The organism is Aequorivita sp. CRS11 (assembly GCF_059693805.1).
Map to the genome: position 1 here is coordinate 23,691 of NZ_JCATIG010000013.1, position 18,469 is coordinate 42,159.

At 39.8% G+C, this 18,469-nt stretch carries 18 protein-coding genes; 13 read left to right on the forward strand and 5 right to left on the reverse strand.

The features are described from left to right. The first annotated feature begins 17 nt into the window (after positions 1 to 17). The 5 genes from rpmB to AC58DT_RS14995 all read left to right on the forward strand — a co-directional run bounded on the left by rpmB (position 18) and on the right by AC58DT_RS14995 (position 2,147). On the forward strand, positions 18 to 257 hold the full coding sequence (rpmB, locus tag AC58DT_RS14975) for a 50S ribosomal protein L28 (protein WP_014782807.1): 240 nt from the start codon (positions 18 to 20) through the stop codon (positions 255 to 257). A 27-nt stretch (positions 258 to 284) separates the two neighbouring features. Continuing rightward, positions 285 to 467 (forward strand): 50S ribosomal protein L33, encoded by a 183-nt coding sequence (gene rpmG, locus AC58DT_RS14980; protein WP_014782808.1) that lies wholly within the window; start codon positions 285 to 287, stop codon positions 465 to 467. Positions 468 to 475: 8 nt separating this feature from the next. Further along, on the forward strand, positions 476 to 628 hold the full coding sequence (locus AC58DT_RS14985) for a DUF4295 domain-containing protein (protein WP_076692490.1): 153 nt from the start codon (positions 476 to 478) through the stop codon (positions 626 to 628). 211 nt (positions 629 to 839) lie between these two features. After that, the gene (gene ftsY, locus AC58DT_RS14990; protein WP_497217620.1) at positions 840 to 1,793 is read left to right on the forward strand and encodes a signal recognition particle-docking protein FtsY; all 954 of its coding nucleotides are present in this window, start codon (positions 840 to 842) and stop codon (positions 1,791 to 1,793) included. After that, positions 1,794 to 2,147, forward strand: coding sequence for a hypothetical protein (locus AC58DT_RS14995; RefSeq protein ID WP_497217621.1), 354 nt, complete (start codon positions 1,794 to 1,796; stop codon positions 2,145 to 2,147). It abuts the gene before it with no gap. A gap of 73 nt (positions 2,148 to 2,220) precedes the next feature. Here AC58DT_RS14995 and AC58DT_RS15000 read toward each other — a convergent pair whose 3' ends face one another. After that, positions 2,221 to 4,119: a S9 family peptidase gene (locus AC58DT_RS15000; RefSeq protein ID WP_497217622.1), complete on the reverse strand. Its 1,899-nt coding sequence runs from the start codon at positions 4,117 to 4,119 to the stop codon at positions 2,221 to 2,223. A 167-nt stretch (positions 4,120 to 4,286) separates the two neighbouring features. On the opposite strand from AC58DT_RS15000, the gene rimO reads away from it, so the two are divergent. After that, positions 4,287 to 5,588 carry a 30S ribosomal protein S12 methylthiotransferase RimO gene (rimO, locus tag AC58DT_RS15005; protein WP_497217623.1) on the forward strand — a complete coding sequence of 434 codons (1,302 nt, stop codon included), beginning with the start codon at positions 4,287 to 4,289 and terminating at the stop codon, positions 5,586 to 5,588. Positions 5,589 to 5,700: 112 nt separating this feature from the next. On the opposite strand, the gene AC58DT_RS15010 is transcribed toward rimO, so the two are convergent. Continuing rightward, entirely contained in the window at positions 5,701 to 6,459 is a 759-nt protein-coding gene (locus AC58DT_RS15010) for a LytR/AlgR family response regulator transcription factor (RefSeq protein WP_272856880.1), read from the reverse strand. Between the two features lies 1 nt (position 6,460). Next, positions 6,461 to 8,488: a histidine kinase gene (locus AC58DT_RS15015; protein ID WP_497217624.1), complete on the reverse strand. Its 2,028-nt coding sequence runs from the start codon at positions 8,486 to 8,488 to the stop codon at positions 6,461 to 6,463. A 209-nt stretch (positions 8,489 to 8,697) separates the two neighbouring features. On the opposite strand from AC58DT_RS15015, the gene AC58DT_RS15020 reads away from it, so the two are divergent. The 6 genes from AC58DT_RS15020 (at position 8,698) to AC58DT_RS15045 (ending at position 13,803) form a co-directional block, all read left to right on the forward strand. Next, complete coding sequence (locus tag AC58DT_RS15020) at positions 8,698 to 9,903, forward strand: hypothetical protein (RefSeq protein ID WP_045081713.1); 1,206 nt, start codon at positions 8,698 to 8,700, stop codon at positions 9,901 to 9,903. A gap of 136 nt (positions 9,904 to 10,039) precedes the next feature. Continuing rightward, positions 10,040 to 10,345 (forward strand): hypothetical protein, encoded by a 306-nt coding sequence (locus tag AC58DT_RS15025; RefSeq protein ID WP_062623166.1) that lies wholly within the window; start codon positions 10,040 to 10,042, stop codon positions 10,343 to 10,345. 50 nt (positions 10,346 to 10,395) lie between these two features. Next, positions 10,396 to 11,619, forward strand: a complete 1,224-nt coding sequence (locus AC58DT_RS15030; protein ID WP_497217625.1) for a glycosyltransferase — start codon at positions 10,396 to 10,398, stop codon at positions 11,617 to 11,619. A 4-nt stretch (positions 11,620 to 11,623) separates the two neighbouring features. After that, positions 11,624 to 12,025 carry a DUF1801 domain-containing protein gene (locus AC58DT_RS15035; protein ID WP_497217626.1) on the forward strand — a complete coding sequence of 134 codons (402 nt, stop codon included), beginning with the start codon at positions 11,624 to 11,626 and terminating at the stop codon, positions 12,023 to 12,025. Between the two features lie 30 nt (positions 12,026 to 12,055). After that, a complete protein-coding gene (locus tag AC58DT_RS15040) occupies positions 12,056 to 12,640 on the forward strand; it encodes a hypothetical protein (RefSeq protein ID WP_497217627.1) in 585 nt (194 codons plus the stop codon). Between the two features lie 275 nt (positions 12,641 to 12,915). Then, entirely contained in the window at positions 12,916 to 13,803 is an 888-nt protein-coding gene (locus AC58DT_RS15045) for a hypothetical protein (protein ID WP_497217628.1), read from the forward strand. Between the two features lie 129 nt (positions 13,804 to 13,932). On the opposite strand, the gene AC58DT_RS15050 is transcribed toward AC58DT_RS15045, so the two are convergent. Next, entirely contained in the window at positions 13,933 to 15,540 is a 1,608-nt protein-coding gene (locus tag AC58DT_RS15050) for an FG-GAP-like repeat-containing protein (RefSeq protein ID WP_497217629.1), read from the reverse strand. A 17-nt stretch (positions 15,541 to 15,557) separates the two neighbouring features. After that, positions 15,558 to 16,946, reverse strand: coding sequence for an Ig-like domain-containing protein (locus tag AC58DT_RS15055; protein ID WP_497217630.1), 1,389 nt, complete (start codon positions 16,944 to 16,946; stop codon positions 15,558 to 15,560). 395 nt (positions 16,947 to 17,341) lie between these two features. Here AC58DT_RS15055 and AC58DT_RS15060 point away from each other — a divergent pair, with 395 nt between their 5' ends. Beyond that, on the forward strand, positions 17,342 to 18,331 hold the full coding sequence (locus AC58DT_RS15060) for a DUF4917 family protein (protein WP_497217631.1): 990 nt from the start codon (positions 17,342 to 17,344) through the stop codon (positions 18,329 to 18,331). The last annotated feature ends 138 nt before the right edge of the window (positions 18,332 to 18,469 follow it).

The following is an 18,469-nucleotide window of genomic DNA, read 5'->3' on the forward strand; positions in this document are numbered from 1 at the left end:
CTTAAAAAGGTTAAGGAATGTCAAGAGTTTGTGAACTTACCGGAAAGAAAGCGATGGTTGGAAATAACGTATCGCACGCAATGAACAAAACCAAACGTAAGTTTGATGTAAACTTGCTTAAAAAGCGTTTTTATATTCCAGAAGAAGACAAGTGGGTGACCCTTCGTGTTTCAGCTTCTGCTATAAAAGACATTAATAAAAAAGGTATTTCTGCGGTTATGAAAGAAGCCCGCGAAAAAGGCTTTTTAACTAAATAATTGCAATAATCAATAAAGTCTGTTACAATGGCTAAAAAAGGAAATAGAGTACAAGTGATTTTGGAGTGCACAGAGCACAAGGAGTCTGGTCAAGCTGGAACTTCACGTTACATCACCACCAAAAACAAAAAGAATACACCGGACAGAATGGAGTTGAAAAAATTCAACCCAATCCTGAAGAAAATGACGGTTCATAAAGAGATTAAATAATATAAGTCATGGCAAAGAAATCAGTAGCATCGTTACAAACAGGTTCAAAGCGTTTAACCAAAGCAATAAAAATGGTTAAATCGCCAAAAACAGGAGCTTATACATTTACTGAAGCTATCATGGCTCCAGAATTTGTAAACGACTGGTTGAACAAAAAATAACCAGCTTAAAATATTGAGAAAAAGCCACTTTTTTGCGAAGGTGGCTTTTCGTATTTTTGCTGACCCCTTCCGTCTTTGAAATCGTCCTAAAGGCAATTTCAAAGCCACCTTCCCCTTTTTTAAGGGAAGGAACGCGAGATTAAACTTTGAAAAAGTTGCGCAACCGAGTAAACAACTTGGAACTTGAAACCTGAAACCTTGAATTTTTAATATGAGTTTATTCAAAAAAATATTTTCTAAAGAGAAAAAGGAAACCCTCGATAAAGGGCTTGAAAAATCCAAAACTTCCTTTTTTGATAAACTAAGCAAAGCTGTTGCGGGAAAGAGCAAAGTTGACGATGATGTTTTGGACAATTTGGAAGAAGTTCTTGTTTCCAGTGACGTTGGCGTAAACACAACCCTTAAGGTAATTGATAGGATTGAAGGTCGTGTTGCCAAGGATAAATACGTTGGAACCGATGAGTTGAATAGAATTCTCCGTGAGGAAATAGCTGGTCTTTTAAGCGAAATAGATTCCGGAAACGCCACAGATTTCGAAATTCCAATAAACAAAAAACCATATGTTATTATGGTAGTGGGAGTAAATGGTGTGGGAAAAACAACCACTATCGGTAAGCTTGCATATCAATTTAAAAAGGCTGGAAAAAAGGTAGTGTTGGGTGCTGCGGATACTTTTCGTGCAGCGGCAATTGATCAATTGCAGATCTGGGCAGACAGAACTGACGTTGAAATTGTAAAGCAAAGTATGGGCAGTGACCCTGCCAGTGTGGCTTTTGATACATTACAAAGCGCTGTAACCCAAAATGCCGATGTTGTTATCATTGACACCGCAGGACGACTACACAACAAAGTAAACCTAATGAACGAGCTTACAAAGGTGAAACGCGTAATGCAAAAGGTGATTCCCGATGCGCCGCACGATGTACTTTTGGTATTGGACGGCTCTACGGGTCAAAATGCTTTTGAACAAGCCAAGCAATTTACCGCTGCAACCGAAGTTACCTCCCTTGCCGTTACAAAACTTGACGGAACTGCAAAGGGCGGAGTGGTCATCGGAATTAGTGACCAATTTCAGATTCCGGTAAAATATATTGGAGTAGGAGAAGGAATGGAGGATCTTCAGGTATTCAACAAGTTTGAGTTTGTAGATTCATTCTTTAAATAGATGAAAACAGAAACCCCTAACAAAGATAGTAAGCTCTTTAAATATATAATATGGGTTTTAACGGGCTACATTGGTATTCTTACGGGTTATCACGCTATCAAAATACTTCAATATTATATTAAACCTCTTCCAAATCCGTTGATGCCTTTGGATTTGTATAAATATATTGCCTTTCCTTATTTGTCTTTTATTCCACCTCTTTTATTCTTAATTTCTTTAGGACTTTATTTTATTAAGAAGGAATATTTTAAAAAAGGGTACATTATTTTTTACGTTATTCTCATTCTAATTTTTCATTTATCACAAACCAGCCTTCTCAATCTTTTTGATACCTTCAATCCGTATGGCGGATAAATAAAACCACGAATTCGCGAATAGATATATTCGTGAATTCGTGGCTGTTTTTAAACTTTTGTCTAACGTCTATTTAAAGGGTTTCCTTCAGCCAATTAAAAAATTCACGTTGCCAAACCAGTGCATTTTGTGGCTGCAACACCCAGTGGTTTTCGTCGGGAAAATAAACCAGTTTGCTCTTTATTCCCTTTAATTGTGCTGCTTGAAAAGCACCCAAGCCTTGTTCAATAGGTACACGGTAATCCTTTCCGCCCTGCACAATCATAATCGGGGTGTCCCATTTATCAACATAGGTTGTAGGGTTGAATTCATTATAGGCTTTCTGTGCCTTGGCATTGTCTTTTTCCCAATAAGCACCGCCCATATCGTAGTTTACAAAGAATAATTCCTCAGTTGTTCCGTACATAGCACGGGTGTCAAAAACGCCGTCGTGTGCAATAAAAGTTTTAAAACGCCCGTCGTGATTTCCTGCCAACCAAAACACGGAATAACCCCCGAAACTTGCACCAATAGCGCCCAATCGGTCCTTGTCAACATATGGTTCTTTGGCAACATCATCAATCGCATCAAGGTAATCCTGCATCGCGCCGCCGCCCCAATCGCCGCTGATGGCTTCATTCCACTCCACGCCGTGCCCGGGCATTCCGCGACGGTTGGGTGCCACAACTATATAACCTTGTGAAGCCATTAACTGGAAATTCCATCGCGTAGAATAAAATTGGGAAAGCGCCGATTGCGGTCCACCCTGTGCATAAAGCAAGGTCGGGTATTTTTTGTTTTTATCGAAGTTTGGCGGAAGAATTATCCAAACTAACATCTGTTTGCCATCCTTAGTAGTAACCATTCTTTTTTCAACCGTTGGCAAATCAAGTTTTCCGTAGAACTCATTGTTCACTTGGGTAAGCTGTCTAAAAGTCCTGTTCTTTAAATCAAAAGAAAAAATTTCCGAAGCATGGTTCATATCGGTGCGGGTAACAATCAGCTGCCCATTATTTTCCGCAACAATGCCCGTAACATCAAATTGCCCTTTTGAAAGTTGTTCAACAACTGGCATTTTTCGGGTTTTCCCGGGATAATCAACCTTAAAAATTTGCTTTGTTCCATCTACGGGAGCGGTAAAATAAATGTCTTTGTTATTATCTGCCCAAATAAAACCATTTACAGTTCCATCCCACTGGCTGGTTAGGTTTTGTTTTACACCGCCCTGCAATACTACAATATCATTTTTATCTGCTTCATAGCCATCGGTTGCCATCTGTAGCCACGCCAAAGCGTCTTCTTTTGAAAATGCTGGCTGGGTGTCATAGCCTTTGTTTTCTTCTGTAATATTTTCGGTCTGTTTGGTGCTTAGATTGTATTTATATATGTCGGTATTTGTACTTACGGCATAATCGGTTCCTGCTTTCTTTTTGCTTACGTAGTATATATTTTCACCCTTTGGACCCCAAATGTAATCCTCGTCGCCACCAAAAGGTTTTTGGGGCGTGTAATACGGCTGGCCTGGTGTAATGTCGGTTTCGGCACCGGTGTTTACATCTTTATAAAAAACGTGATTGTAGGTACCGTCGTTCCACGTATCCCAATGGCGATAATCCAAGGAAGTATAAACATAGGCATCACTTTTTGGGAGGTCGTTATAGATATCCTTTCCGGTCACCTCTTTTATCTGAACGGGTTTGTCTATTAAAAGGTACTGTCCGTTTGGCGAAAGATTTTTGTCGGTTACCTTTGCTTCTTCTTTGGAAATTTCAGTAAAATTACCACCAGTAACGGGCATCTTATAATACTTGGAATCAAAACTGTTTTCCTCCATATTTGGAATTGAAACTTTATAAAAAAGTTCTTTTCCGTCAGGAGAGATCCCGATAGGGCTAACTTTTTTCACCTGCCATAAAAGCTCGGGTGTCATTGTTTTTTGTGCGAACAGGAAGCCGGCACAGAGAAAGGCCAGCAGGAATGTTATTTTTTTCATTTTTAATTATTTTTTTGAAATGTAAAGTTACTTAAAAAGTCGTAGTGTTCAGTCGCAGTTGGCAGTAATTGGAATTTGGCATTTGTTTATTTTATTTAGTCGTATCTTTGCACGCTTTTTGAAATTCAAAAATCGTAAATCGTAATTCGTAAATCCAAAATTCAACAATGCGTACCAAAACCCTAAAGAAAAACAAGATAAACGTAGTTACCCTGGGCTGCTCCAAGAATGTCTATGACAGCGAAGTTCTGATGGGCCAGTTGCGCGCCAGCAATAAAGAGGTAGTGCACGAAGAGGAAGGGAATATTGTGGTAATAAACACCTGCGGGTTTATAAACAATGCAAAAGAGGAAAGTATAAATACCATTCTTGAATTTGTGCAGAAAAAGGAAGACGGTTTGGTGGACAAGGTTTTTGTTACGGGCTGTCTTTCGGAAAGATACAAGCCAGATCTGCAAAAGGAAATCCCGAATGTGGATGAATATTTTGGCACTACCGAACTTCCCGGACTTTTAAAAGCGCTGGGCGCCGATTACAAACACGAATTGATTGGCGAACGAATTACAACTACTCCAAAAAATTATGCCTATTTCAAAATAGCCGAAGGCTGCGATCGGCCGTGTTCGTTCTGCGCAATCCCCATTATGCGTGGACAGCACCGAAGCACGCCTATGGAGGATTTAGTAACGGAAGCCGAAAAACTTGCAGGCAAAGGGGTAAAAGAACTCATTTTAATTGCCCAGGATTTAACCTATTATGGCTTAGATTTATATAAAAAACGAAACCTTGCAGAACTGCTCCAAAAGCTCGCAAAGGTTGAAGGGATTGAATGGATCCGTTTGCACTACGCCTTCCCAACGGGTTTCCCGATGGATGTTTTGGAAGTGATGCGCACCGAGCCCAAGATTTGTAATTATCTGGATATTCCGCTGCAGCACATTTCAGATTCTATTTTGAAATCGATGCGTCGCGGTACCACGAAGGCGAAAACTACCAAATTATTGGAAGAATTTAGGGCGGCAGTTCCAGAAATGGCAATCAGAACCACGTTAATCGTCGGCTATCCGGGGGAGACTGAAGAAGATTTCCAAACCCTAAAACAATGGGTAAAAGAGATGCGCTTTGAGCGTTTGGGCTGTTTCACCTATTCCCACGAAGAAAATACGCACGCCTACAATCTTGAGGATGACGTGCCGGAAGAGGTTAAAATGGATCGCGCCAACCAGATTATGGAAATACAGTCGCAGATTTCTTGGGAATTGAACCAACAGAAAATAGGAAAGGAATTCAAAGTAGTGATAGACCGAAAAGAAGGCGGCTATTTTGTGGGAAGAACCGAATTTGACAGTCCCGATGTGGACAACGAGGTTTTGATCAATGCCGAAGAGGGCTATCTGCGAACCGGCGAATTTTGTACTGTGAAAATTACGGCCGCCGAAGATTTTGACCTTTACGCGGAGGTGGTTTAATTGCCACTCCCTGCAGATAGTATTTAGCGAATTTGAAGAGATGCGGAATGGATTTTTATTTGGAGGGTTTAAAATAACTTCCTTTTCCGCTGTAGTTTTTGATTGTACTTATCTATTTAAAGCGAAGCATGGTTTCCAGAATCTCATTGATCTGTATTCGCTTCTGTCTGGATACGGGTATTTCAATATTATCGCTCATAATTAAACTACCGCCATCCTGTTTTAAAATTCCTTTTACAAACTTGGGGTTTATAAGATGTGATTGATGCACTCTTATAAACTTGTGCTCTGAAAGTATATCATCTATTTCTTTCAGGGTGCGGCTAATCAAAATTTTTGTACCGTCCTGTAAGAAAAAGTTGGTGTAGTTATTATCAGACTGGCAGCGCATTATGTTCTTTATCTCTACAATATTAAAACCTATTCCCGTGGGGAGTGCAATTTTAGTACATTCCTTATTCGATTTTTCAAAGCTGCTTTGAAGCAATCGCCACTGTTCAGTACTGATTTTCTTTCTTCTCTTTTCCCAATTGGCGAGTGCCGCCACTATATTTCGCTCCGAAATGGGTTTTAAGAGATAGTTGATGGCGCTATAATTAAAAGCACGAATGGCATATCGGTCATAAGCCGTTGTGAATATAATGTCAAAATCTATGGGCAAAAGTTTGTCCAGCAACGCAAAACCGTTTAAGTTGGGCATTTCAATATCTAGGAAAAGCAAGTCTGGCGGGTTGTTCTGAATATATAGCAGTCCCTCGATCGGGTTGGTGAAAATGCCCAATATTTCATAATCTGAATGTACCTTTTTGATGAGATTGGCAAGGACCTCCGTACAATGTGCCTCGTCGTCAATAATGATTACTTTAGTCATTTTATGAATAAAAATAGGTTAATACAACTTTTGTCCCCAAGGGTTTATTTTCACTTTCCAGATCTATTATTTCAAGCTTTATGGACGTTTCATTTGAATGGTTGAACAACGCCAACCGTTCTCTGGTAATCTCCATTCCCATGGATTTATGCATCTTATTTTCAGTGCTGCTCGCTTTTCTGCCTATGCCGTTATCTTCAATTATTATTTTTAAAATATCGCTGGTATCAAAGGTAATCTTCAGCAACTTTTGGCCGCTCTGGCTCGGCCTTAACCCGTGCCAAATGGCGTTCTCAACAAAAGGTTGGAGTAAAAGGGGCGGTATGTTGAACTGCGAGAGTTCTTCGATTGAGGATACATCGATGGTATAGTTGAAGGCATCGCCCATTCTATTTTTTTCCAAGGAAAGATAAAGTTTTATTATTTCAAGTTCTTCTTCCACCGAAATGATTTCACGGTTGCTGTTGTAGAGGATGCTGCGTAGTAAGGTTGAAAAATCATCTAAATATGAAATGGCATCCTCATTGCGCGAGGTCATAATTAAATGTTTTATGGAATTGAGACTATTGAAAAGAAAATGCGGATTCATCTGCGATCGAAGGGCAAGCATTTCCATTTCCTGCAACTTTTGGGTAAAAGAGTTTTTAAGTTGTTCTTCTTTTTGTTTTTCAATTTTTGAATAGAGTTGGATCAACTCCTCGGTCTTTTGGTTTATCTTTCTGTCCAGCTCCACGCGCATATTCTCTTGAAGCTGTTGGTTTTTTCGTAATTGTGTAATTAGGTTTTGGCTGGTGGTTTCCTTTTCTTTTTGAAGCAGGAAAATATTTTCTCCCAAAGCAAATGCAAAACAGAAAACTTCGGCAAGTAAGCCTGCCTGAAAAATTATAGTGGGTGCATAGGGAAAATTAAAAATGCTCTCTGGGTGGTGATTGCTTTTGGTTATCATAACATAGGAAGCCAGAACCGCACCAATAAAAAAGAAACTGTGGCCCACTACAAAGTACTTCAATAAAGGATGCTTTACTTTATAAATGATCCAAATGAGCATTACCAAATTCAATGGCAATACTATAAACCGTATGGTGGTGGTTATGTCACTAGAAATGGCAGCATCTTTCCAGAATATTAAGTAAATAAAAATAGTTAATCCGTAGAGAAAACAGAACCATCCAAAATAGTTAAGGGCCTTAGTGAGGGATTGGTTATACTTTTTAATTTCCAGCAGATTGATGATAAAAAAGATGTAAAAGCCAATAAATAGAAACTGGGAAGCCTCTGGTAACGTACCCGCACGATAGGATATATGGAGAAAGAAATTGCCAACGCTAACGGTTGTTCCTCTCAAGGCAGCAAATGCAAAGACCAATTGAAAGAATATGTAGGCCAAATAATAGGCATAGAGGTTATGACGCGTCCGCAACCAAAAAACCACTCCAAATAGAAAAATGGTAAATAATGAGAGTATATAAAAAACCATAAACGCTACCGAATGCTTTTCGGATTCGATATAGTTATTGGCAAATTCTAAATAATATGCTTTTGTAAAAAGCGCGACATTTCCATTTCTTATTTTTCTAGTACTGTTGACTCTTATGAAAACTTGCGATTTTTCGGAAGGTGGCAGCACGAGTTCAGTGATATAAAATTCTCTCTTATTGCTGCGTTTATTGAGGGGGACTAAATTACCATTCTTAAAAGTTTTAAAATCCGTACCTACTTGTTGATACACGTAGGCATAATCGTGTGCGGTAAAGCAATAAATGGGCAGCGTATCATTTGATCGGTTCTCGAGTTCAAATTTTAACCAAATGGCGGTTTCGGGTTCATTTTCGTAATTCGCATCATAAGGTTTCCATTCGGGAGTATTTTGTACTTCTTCAAATGTTGCTTGAAGAGAAGTACGCTGTGCTTTTACTTCAGAATTATTAAGTAGCTTCAATTCTCCCACGATAGAATCTGCTGCTATCTGTGCAGAAAGTTGCCATAGATTTCCTAAGACAATGAAGACTATTAAAAAGGATTTTTTCATCAATTAGCTAAAATACCATTCTATTTGCTAAGGTTTTTTGAAATTTTAGTATTTGGTGGTTTTTATTGAGTATTTGGTATTGCTAATAGCTTTTTTCCAAATTCTAACCCACAGCCGTCATATGCTAAGTGGCTGTTTTTTTCTGTACGGGTGATGAGTAGGTTTGTGCAAAGAATATTGAAAACCTTTAAATATTAAAACACTTAATTATGAAAAAACTACTGAAAAATGCTTCCGAAAAGCTAAGTCTTTTAGTGTTGTGTTCACTTGCCTTGATAGCGGCTTCCTGCTCCAGCGACGATCCTGTTGAACCGCCCGTGAACGTAGATCCTATCCAATTGGACTGTGATTATTTCCTCGAGAACAGAACTTTGGTAGACAATCCAAACGCTCCAATAGATTATATCGTGAGCTGTGTTTCACAGGTTCGAGCCAATTTAATTGTAGAGCCAGGTGTTGTTATTGCTTTCACCCCAGATTCCGGACTTATTTTGAGAGAAAATGTATCTTCAATCCAAGCAGTGGGTACTGCCAATAAGCCTATCGTATTTACTGGAACCCAGCCAACCCGTGGTTCATGGCGTGGGATTTTTGTGGAAAGTGAAAATTCATCAAATATTATGGAATTTGTCACCGTTAGTTATGGTGGCGGTCAAGCTTTTAATAGCAATGGCGACCGCGGGAATGTTATTGTATATGCCGATGGAGCTCTAACGTTAAAAAATTGTACTGTAATTAACAGTCAAACCTCTGGCTTAAATGCGGTATATAGAAATACACGTCTCACGCTGCAAAATAACGTCTTCAGCGGCAATGCAAATCCATTGCTTATAAATACCGTTTATGCCACCCAAACTTCGGCAACCGATAATTATTCGGGTAACGATCTGGACAGGGTCTTGCTTTACAATTATTCGGCTGAATTTGAGAACTCCAGCGTTTGGAAGAAAGTAAATGTACCATACCGAGTGCTCAATACCGGTATTAGCGGCGTAAATGCAAGAGGCGAGTTGACCATTGAACCGGGAGTAACCATAGAAATGTCGCCCGGCACCGAGATAAATATCCGTGATACAGGGGGATTGAAAATGGTAGGAAATGCAGCGAATCCCATAACCATTAAAGGGGTGTCCAATACCCCCGGCTCCTGGGTGGGCATTAAGATAGACGGCACCAACCCGATGAATGAAATCGCATTTGCTACCATAAGCAATGCGGGGGAGGACCCAAGTACCAACAAAGGTGCAATTGATCTTTGGTACAATGCCAAACTGAGCGTACACGATACCCAATTTAAGGATCTTGCATCCTGCGGTGTGTACGGCAGATTGCTTGGCGGCCAAACTTCAAACCCCAATTATTCCTCATACAACCTTACTTTTACCAACACCCCGTGTTCTGAATTTTTTGAATAATAGCGCCATATAAGTTGCAACAATAGGTTTCACTATCCTTTGTTAAGAGCCTTTCGGAAGACTTACTTCTCCGAAAGGCTTTTGTTTTTTGGCGATACTTACGTTTAATAATTATCTTTGGATAAAACCTTGCGCTATGACCAACTCCCAACGCTTCAAATTTCCAAAAACAGTCCTTTTCGGAATAACAGCACTATATATCGTATTGATGGTGGCCACTTATTTTCTTTACTACAAAGAACCCGTAATTGTCTGTGCCCAGCGTATGTTGTCTGCCCAGGCAATTGCACTGTTATTTCAAGTGGCGCTCAATTATATAAATTACCACTCAAAAAATAAAATCGTAATATTGGCCACGCTTTTTGTAAGTGCAATGCTTTTTCTCGGAGCACTTACGGCTTTCTTCAATCTCGGAATGATGTGCGAGCTTTACGGATTTTAACCAACCGATAGATTTTTTTATTCCGAAACCTGTAATTCGAAACCAAAAACTTGAAACAACTTTTAATGATCGGCCACACCTTTCCCGAGCCCAGCACCACTGCTGCGGGTAGTAGGATGATGCAATTGATCGAATTATTCAAGGAAGAAAAGTACCAAATCACCTTTGCCAGTACAGCTGCCGTTTCCGAAAAGACTGCAAACCTTCAAAGGCAGCATATTTCAATACAAAATATTAAGTTGAACGATGTTTCCTTTGATGAATTTATAAAAAAATTGAACCCCGAAATCGTCGTTTTTGACCGCTACATAACCGAGGAACAATTCGGCTGGCGGGTTTCGGAAAATTGCCCGAAAGCCTTAAAAATTCTCGATACCGAAGATTTACATTTTCTGCGAAAGGCTAGGGAAGAGGCGGTAAAGAATGTCAAAACTATTTCTGAAGCAAATCTATTTTCAGAAACCGCCAAACGCGAACTGGCCAGCATCCTGAGATGCGATCTGTCGCTTATCATTTCAGAATATGAAATGGAACTGTTACAAAACAGGTTTAAGATTGCTTCGGAGATACTTTATTATTTGCCGTTTTTGGTAGCAGCAGTTTCCGAAAGCACTCCCACTTTTGAGGAGCGGCAAAATTTTCTCGCAATCGGCAATTTGCTTCACGCACCCAATGTAGATTCGGTATTGCAATTGAAAAAGCTCTGGCCCGCAATAAAAAAACCGCTTCCCAAAGCGGAGCTCCATATCTATGGAGCCTATGCTCCCCAGCAAATCCTTCAACTGCACAATGTAAACGAAGGTTTTATTGTAAAAGGCTGGGCACCGGATGTGGAAGGCGTGATGAAAAATTATCGGGTGCAATTGGCCCCCTTACGATTTGGCGCGGGATTAAAGGGAAAACTTTTGGATGCGATGCGCTTTGGACTGCCATCGATAACTACAGCAATAGGAGCGGAAGGGATGCACGGCGAACATTCTTTTGGTGGTATTATTGCAACTTCAAGTGAAGATTTTATAAGTGCTGCCGTAAAATTATATTCCAAGGAAAACCTTTGGAACCAAGCAAAACAAAACGGTTTTGAAATCATTGCAAAACGTTTTCAGAAAAACCTTTATTCTTCCGCTTTCAAAAAACAAATTCACGGCCTTATAATTAACCTAGCGCAGCATCGGCAACACAACTTTATTGGGCAGCTATTACAGCACCACAGTATGCAGAGCACCAAATATTTGAGCAGGTGGATTGAGGCGAAAAATTCATCTAAACCCTAAGCTTATGACAGCCATATCAAAAGACATTTCAGCCTACAACCATTCGCAAACAGAAGCAGATAAAGCTATTTGCGGAGTGCTTTCAAGAGAAATCAGTACGCATCTGCCCGAGGCCGAAAACAAGATCTGGCACGGGCACCCTGTTTGGTTTTTGGACGCTAACCCAATAACGGGCTATAGTAAAGAGAAAAGAGGGCTACGGCTTATGTTTTGGAGCGGAGCAGATTTTGGCGAAGAGCTTTTGGACGTAAGGGGCAAAAAATTTAAGGATGCCTCAAGGTTTTACCTATCTGTAGCGGAAATAAATACCGAGGAGTTAAAACGTTGGCTTGAAAAATCCAGGGATATACAGTGGGATTATAAAAATATAGTGAAGCGCAAGGGCGTTTTGGAAAGGTTGAAATAATTTATAAACTTCTAATACATTTAAACTAATTTGAGGCCAAAACACACTTACTTACAGGGACGCTTTGTTTTTATAGTCTCGCTTGTTGTAATAGGAGTAACCTTTTTAACCGTTTATCTTACTGGTGTAAATTACTATCGAAGCATCTCTTCAAACCTCTATATTTCCTTAAGCATTATAGGTGTGGTGCTTTTTTTATTTATGGCCTATGGGCTTTACAAAGGAATCAATCTAAAGGATGACTATCCAAAATTTAGAAATTTTAAAACAGGCGAGTTTATTCCTTCCTCAGGAGAATTGCCAGATATTGATATGCCCAGCATCGTTTCTGATGAGGGCGTTAGTGGCTTCATAATTTCCATTTTGCTCTGGGTAGCGATGGCTATTCTTTTTTTCTTTCTTTTGCTAGTTCTTGAAGCGTTTTTCTGGATATCTATATTCATCATTTTAGCAATGCTTTATTGGGTCTTTTTTAGAGCGTTGAGACTGGTTTTTTCCAAATCATTAAAAACAAAAGATAATTTGGGAATCGCTGTAGTATATGCGCTAGGCTATACTTTTTTATACCTCGGTTGGATTTTCGCCATTGTATACTTAGTGGAATTATGGCGGTAACGGTCCGTTAAACCGCCCACATCTACCCCCAACGCCCCAGACCTCGAAGAGCAAAAACCGATAAGAATTAATATTCGAATCACTTTGCCCTATAAAATATACATTGGTTGATGGCACTATACTATCACAGTGGGCAAAACGTTTATGGCGGTAGAGGAGAAGTAGGTGAGTTTTTATTTATATTTGGAGCTAAACAGTATAGCATATAATTGGAATAAAAGCAAAAGTTGCCTTTATCCGCATATCGGCGGTAATTTAAGAACCGATAGAATACAATGAAAATTAAATCCTTACTATTAACCTTATTAACGCTCACTTTAGTGCCGTTTGCTTTTGCACATCCAACGGGCAATATGATAACCGTAGGAGAGAATGTTCTTTGGTCTTATATCAACCCGATTAACGACCCCAACCACCACGCCTGTATTATGGTTTGGAATAAAAAATCAGAGCCGAAAGTCTTTATCCAATCAGAATATCCTGCAAGTGATTATATGCTTTACAATAAGCAAAACGAGATTTATATCATTGAAAGAAGGCATATACAAGCTACCCAAGAATTTGAAGTAAGGTTGATGAAAACAACAATCGGTAAAACGCCAAAAATTATTTGGAACTGGTTTAAAGACGATTGGCGAATTGGAGAAGGTGGCTTTTTTATGCTATCCGACAATCAAATGGTTTTTGGAAAATATCCTGAAATTCACACTCTAAAAAAAGGCGAAAAACCCCAAAAATATTTCGACTTTGATCAACCCGTAAAGAGAATTAGAGCGGTTGAAAACAATCAAATTCTCTTATTAGGAAATAACGCCTGTTTTTTGACTCGACAAGACGGAAGCATAGTGGAACAATGGAATCAATTAATAGACAACAATATTAAAGACGCACCTTTGAACAGAAACCAAATATTTGATGCCGATTATAAAAACGGAAATCTGCTATTTGCCTATTGGGGAAAAAGGACTTTTGAGCGGATAAATAAAAGCGGAACGCGTCAAACACTACTTGAGCAATCAAAACCGTTCACGCCACATTGGGTAGCATTTTGGAACGATGAAAAATTACTATTTTCATCCAAACTGGTTTTTGATGGAAGTACACCAAAGCCTTTTTTGGTTTCACTTAATGATAAAAATCAAAGTCAAGTAGTGTGGAATTGATAAATAAAAACTACCGCCAACAAAGAACTAAGCTAAAAAACAAACACATTTCTGATAGTATTATTTTAAGCTTACAGAGATTTAAAAAAGATCTGTAAGCTTTTTTTTGGTGTTCATTCCTCTGAAAATTTACCTTTTAATAAAACGCTGCGATTTTAAGGTGTTGCCGTCTTGTATTTTCAGGATGTAATTGCCTGTTGCCAAAGTAGAAACGTCGATTGCGTTTGCATCCAATGGCGCACCCATCAATTTTCTGCCCTGCATATCAAAAATGAAATAGGAAGGGTTTGTAAAATCTGTGGTATCGCCAAGGTTTAGAACGTGCTGTGCCGGATTGGGATAAAGGATAAGATTGTTGGTAACACTCTCGTTCAAACCGAGTACGGTAGAGCCTTCCACCACCGAAATAACCTGATCTACCGCAACGTTTTCCAGAGTGTCAACGATGCCAGAAGGCCAAGCAATGGTAAGGGTGGCAATCTCGGTATCTTGGCCAAGGCCGAAATGTGTATTGAGCGTGCTCATATATTTAAACCCTTCGCCGCTGCGCACTTCGCGAATCTGTGTACCCAATGCTGAGGTTATGGTAACCCGCGCCCCAATACCGTTAATATTGCTCTCCACGCCTATGGTATTGATGGTAAGCCAGTGGTTTGAGTTTCCATCGTTATAGTAAATCTGTCCGCCCGTAAAAGAGTCAATAAAACCATCATTGTTCAGATCGCCCAAAGAACCGTTGTTATTTGGCAACGCCAGTGGAATCAAGGTAAAGGTAAGGTCGCCATTGTTCAACAGTATATTTCCGTTAGAAGCAATGTCCGCATACCCATCATTGTTGAAATCATAGGTGCAGTTTTCAATTCCAGTAGTTGTCAAGGCGTGTATGCCCGTGGATGCCGAAATATCCGTAAAAGTGCCGTCGCCATTGTTTCTGTTTAGCTTGTGGGTAAAGTTGGCGCTGCTGCTGCCTACAAATACGTCCAAATGGCCATCGTTGTCAAAATCTGCCCACGCCGAAGACCACGTTTGCATATTGTCTTTCAATCCTGCTATTCCTGCCACTTCCACAAAATTGCCCGCGCCATCATTTTGATACAGTTGGTTTTCACTTCGTTCGTTCACATCACCATTTACGTTACATTTCGCAATAAAACAATCCATATCGCCATCGTTGTCATAATCTACCCATACGGAACCATAATTGCCGCCGGACGGATAGTCCCCAATGTCGCCCTGATGAAAGGTAAAAGTACCATCCCCATTGTTGATATAGTAAACACTCGGCGCCACGTCGTGACAAACAAAGGCATCCAAATGGCCGTCATTGTTTATGTCAACAAAGTTGGAACGCTGTGAAAAGACATACTGCGGAAAGCTGATTTCATCAAAACCATCACTATTGTTGGCCTGCATAAAAGTAACGCCATTACCGCCGGCATACAGTAGGTCGGTTTTGCCATTCTTGTCAAAATCAGCGGCCGAAAGGCTCCAGGAAGGTGTGTTGTCCGCAGGGGTGGTAGTAATATTCCGCTCCACGAAACTGCCGTCCGGTTGCTGATAATATATTTGAACGTTGGTTGCCGTTACGGAAACCACATCATCCAGAAAATCGCCGTTCATATCAACGGCGGCGCGTTCTGCACCGTTTGTTGAAATGGGGGACGGGGTAAAAGATACTTGGGCATGTGCCATTCCAAAGAACAGCAACAGCATTGATAGGGTAGAAAATTTATTCATAATAGTTAGTTTTTAGTTTAATCACAAGGTTCTGCAAGCGAGTTGATCCATTCCTCCAAGATAGGCAGAAAATTCTCATCGGTTAAGGTTCGTCCATTCATGGGCATTCGGTATTCCTCCAAGGTGGTCGCTACCCTAAAATAAAGGATGGAATTTTCGGCATCGCCGGGGGTAATTAGCTTGGCCCCGTCATAGCCCGGCACCTGCAGATCGGGCTCTACGCACACGCCCAGATTATCGTGTTCGTGGCTTTCCCTAAACGCCAAGCGCAGCGACCGTGCGCCGCAATGGCCGCCATATACGTGGCAGTGGGCGCAGTTGATATCAAAATAGGAACGTACCCGAGTTTCCAGGGTTTGGGAAATATCCTTCCAACTGGGAACGGTCTCCACATTTCCGGGAATTTCATCAGGTGCAATGTAGCCCAGTGCCTCCCATTTGGCAAGCTGGTTCTCCATGCCGTCGGCGTAGCTGTAAATGGAATTTAGGTTTTGCGGCTTTGGCGCTATGGGAATAATTTCGTCAAAGGACTTATGGCAGATAAAACACTCGGTTTCGGAAGGGATACGGTAGTTTACCGATTTCGTTTCCCCATTCTCAATCCATTCAATGGGCACGTTAAAGCCATAGCCCGTGGTATTCAGCACAGCTTCCTGCTGCGCCTCATCCCAGATGTAGTTGGCAAAAATCCACCCCTCTTCCTTCTTAATCAGCAAGCGCGTTTCTATGTTTTGGGTGGCATTGTTGGGCAGCACGTTTTCGTAATAAAAAGTTTTTATCAATACGCTTCCGGTGGGAAAGTTTAGGTTGTCGCCATCAGAAACATAGGTTGCCGAAACATTGTACGGCATCCACACAAAGCGTTTTTTATGGGCATAGTCTGAAAAGAGCGTGTTTATGGGCTCGTAGGGCAAAACACCATATACGGGCGATTGAGCGGCAAGATTACTTTCAAAGAAATTATAGTCCGAAAGCTTTTCATACGGCACCGCGGCAAGGTCAAAATTCACCGGTGAAAATGGCAGGACATTTATTGTTACCGTCGCGGTAGCACAACTAAGGCCCGATGGATCACAAACCGTATAATCAAAAGTAATCTCCCCCACAAAGGTTCCATCAGGTCGGTATTCCACGGTATCATCCAGAATATTCGTTGGCGTTCCGTTGTCTTTTACAGATACTGCTCCGCTCTGCGGGGCCGTAAGTGTGATGACGCCATTGGTGGGCACATTGCTGTCATTGGCCAGCACGGGAATGTCCAAAGTGGCATTCTGGAAAACCTCGCCGCTATCTGCATTGGCAACAATGTTTAAAGGAATATACCCAGGGCCTTCATCGTCTTTACAGGCCTGTAGTGCAAGAACCGCGACAAAAAGAAGGGTGATTCGGGAAAGAAAGGATTTCATAATAAGGGTAGGTAGTTTTAGAATAATAGGCGAATTATTTTTTTCGGAAGTGATAAATGTAAGAAAAACTTATTGTTCCGAAACAAAAGTTTCTAAGGTTTTAAAAATTAGTACGATAAAATCAAGGATTTAAGAGAATTATTTTAATTGCCGTAATTACTGCACTTCCATTCCCGCTGCCGCCACACTTTACCGCAGAAACCCCACGCTGCCTTTACATTAACGTATTGCGGTAGAGGAGAAGAAGGTGTTGAAAACTAAGGTGGAAACCTTGATGCAGGTGATTGGGAAATAAACTTTATATTTGGGGAGGCATGCTGTTGCGCACATGTGCGGGATAGCAGCAATAAGATTTTAAAAACATGCGTATATAAACATGTTGCCAATAATTTGAAATGAAATTCACAATCGAACAATTAAATGCAGAAGGAATAAGACAATGGGATTGGATTAAAGGTCAATTTCCAGATTGCCCTTTACTTTTAGGAAATGGTTTTAGCCTAAATTTCAGCTCAAGATTACTTTATCGCAATTTATATGAAAAGTATATAGAAGATTGTCCTGAAGATGCTAAAAAACTATTCAAAGAATTTAAATCGACAAACTTTGAAATTATTTTAGAACATTTAGAGTCGACAGAAAGAGTTTGTAGCGCATTAGAAATTGAACAACAAAGAATAAGTAGAAATAAAGACTTAATTAAACAAGGTTTAATCGATTCTATTAATCGTATTCACCCAACACCAGACGAAATAAAAATAGACCAAATTAAACTTGTAGCGGAACAAATAAAGGAATTCGAACAAATTTTCACTACAAATTATGACTTATTTCTTTACTATTTAATTTTAGAAAGTAAAAAATTCGGAGATTATTTTTATATGCCATTCTTTGAGGACGAAAGGTTTAAGCGTTTTAAAACTGGAGATGTTTTTAAGAAAAATCATATTTACTATTTACACGGAGCACTTTTTGTTTTTGAAAAATCTGTAGAAACAATAAAAATAAAACGTGATGAAAATTGGCTCATTGAAGTAATTACAAAAGAAATATCTAAAGACAATTATCCTTTATTTATAAGTGAAGGAACTTCTGAAATGAAATTAAAAGGTATTCAATCAAATAATTATCTGACATATTGTTTTAGAGAACTGAAAGAAAATAAAAACAAAAATCTTGTCATTTACGGACAATCATTAAGTGACCAAGATTTGCATATTGTAAAAGCAATTGACGAGAATTATGACAAAGTTGCTATTTCAATTAGAATATCTGAAAACAAAACAATGAACGAATTAAAATCGGAAATGAATAGAATAAAATCTATCCTAAAAAACACAGAAGTTGAATTTTACGATTCTGCTTCGTTATTTAAATTTGAATAAAAAAACTATTGGCAACACCGGTAACCGTTGCACAACCCCTTAATTTTTTAAACCTGAACCAATATAGGCCGTTTTAAGCGGCTTTGCTTTTTTGGTCAGGCTTGAGAATGAATCAAATTTGGTGCCTTTAAAAAATGC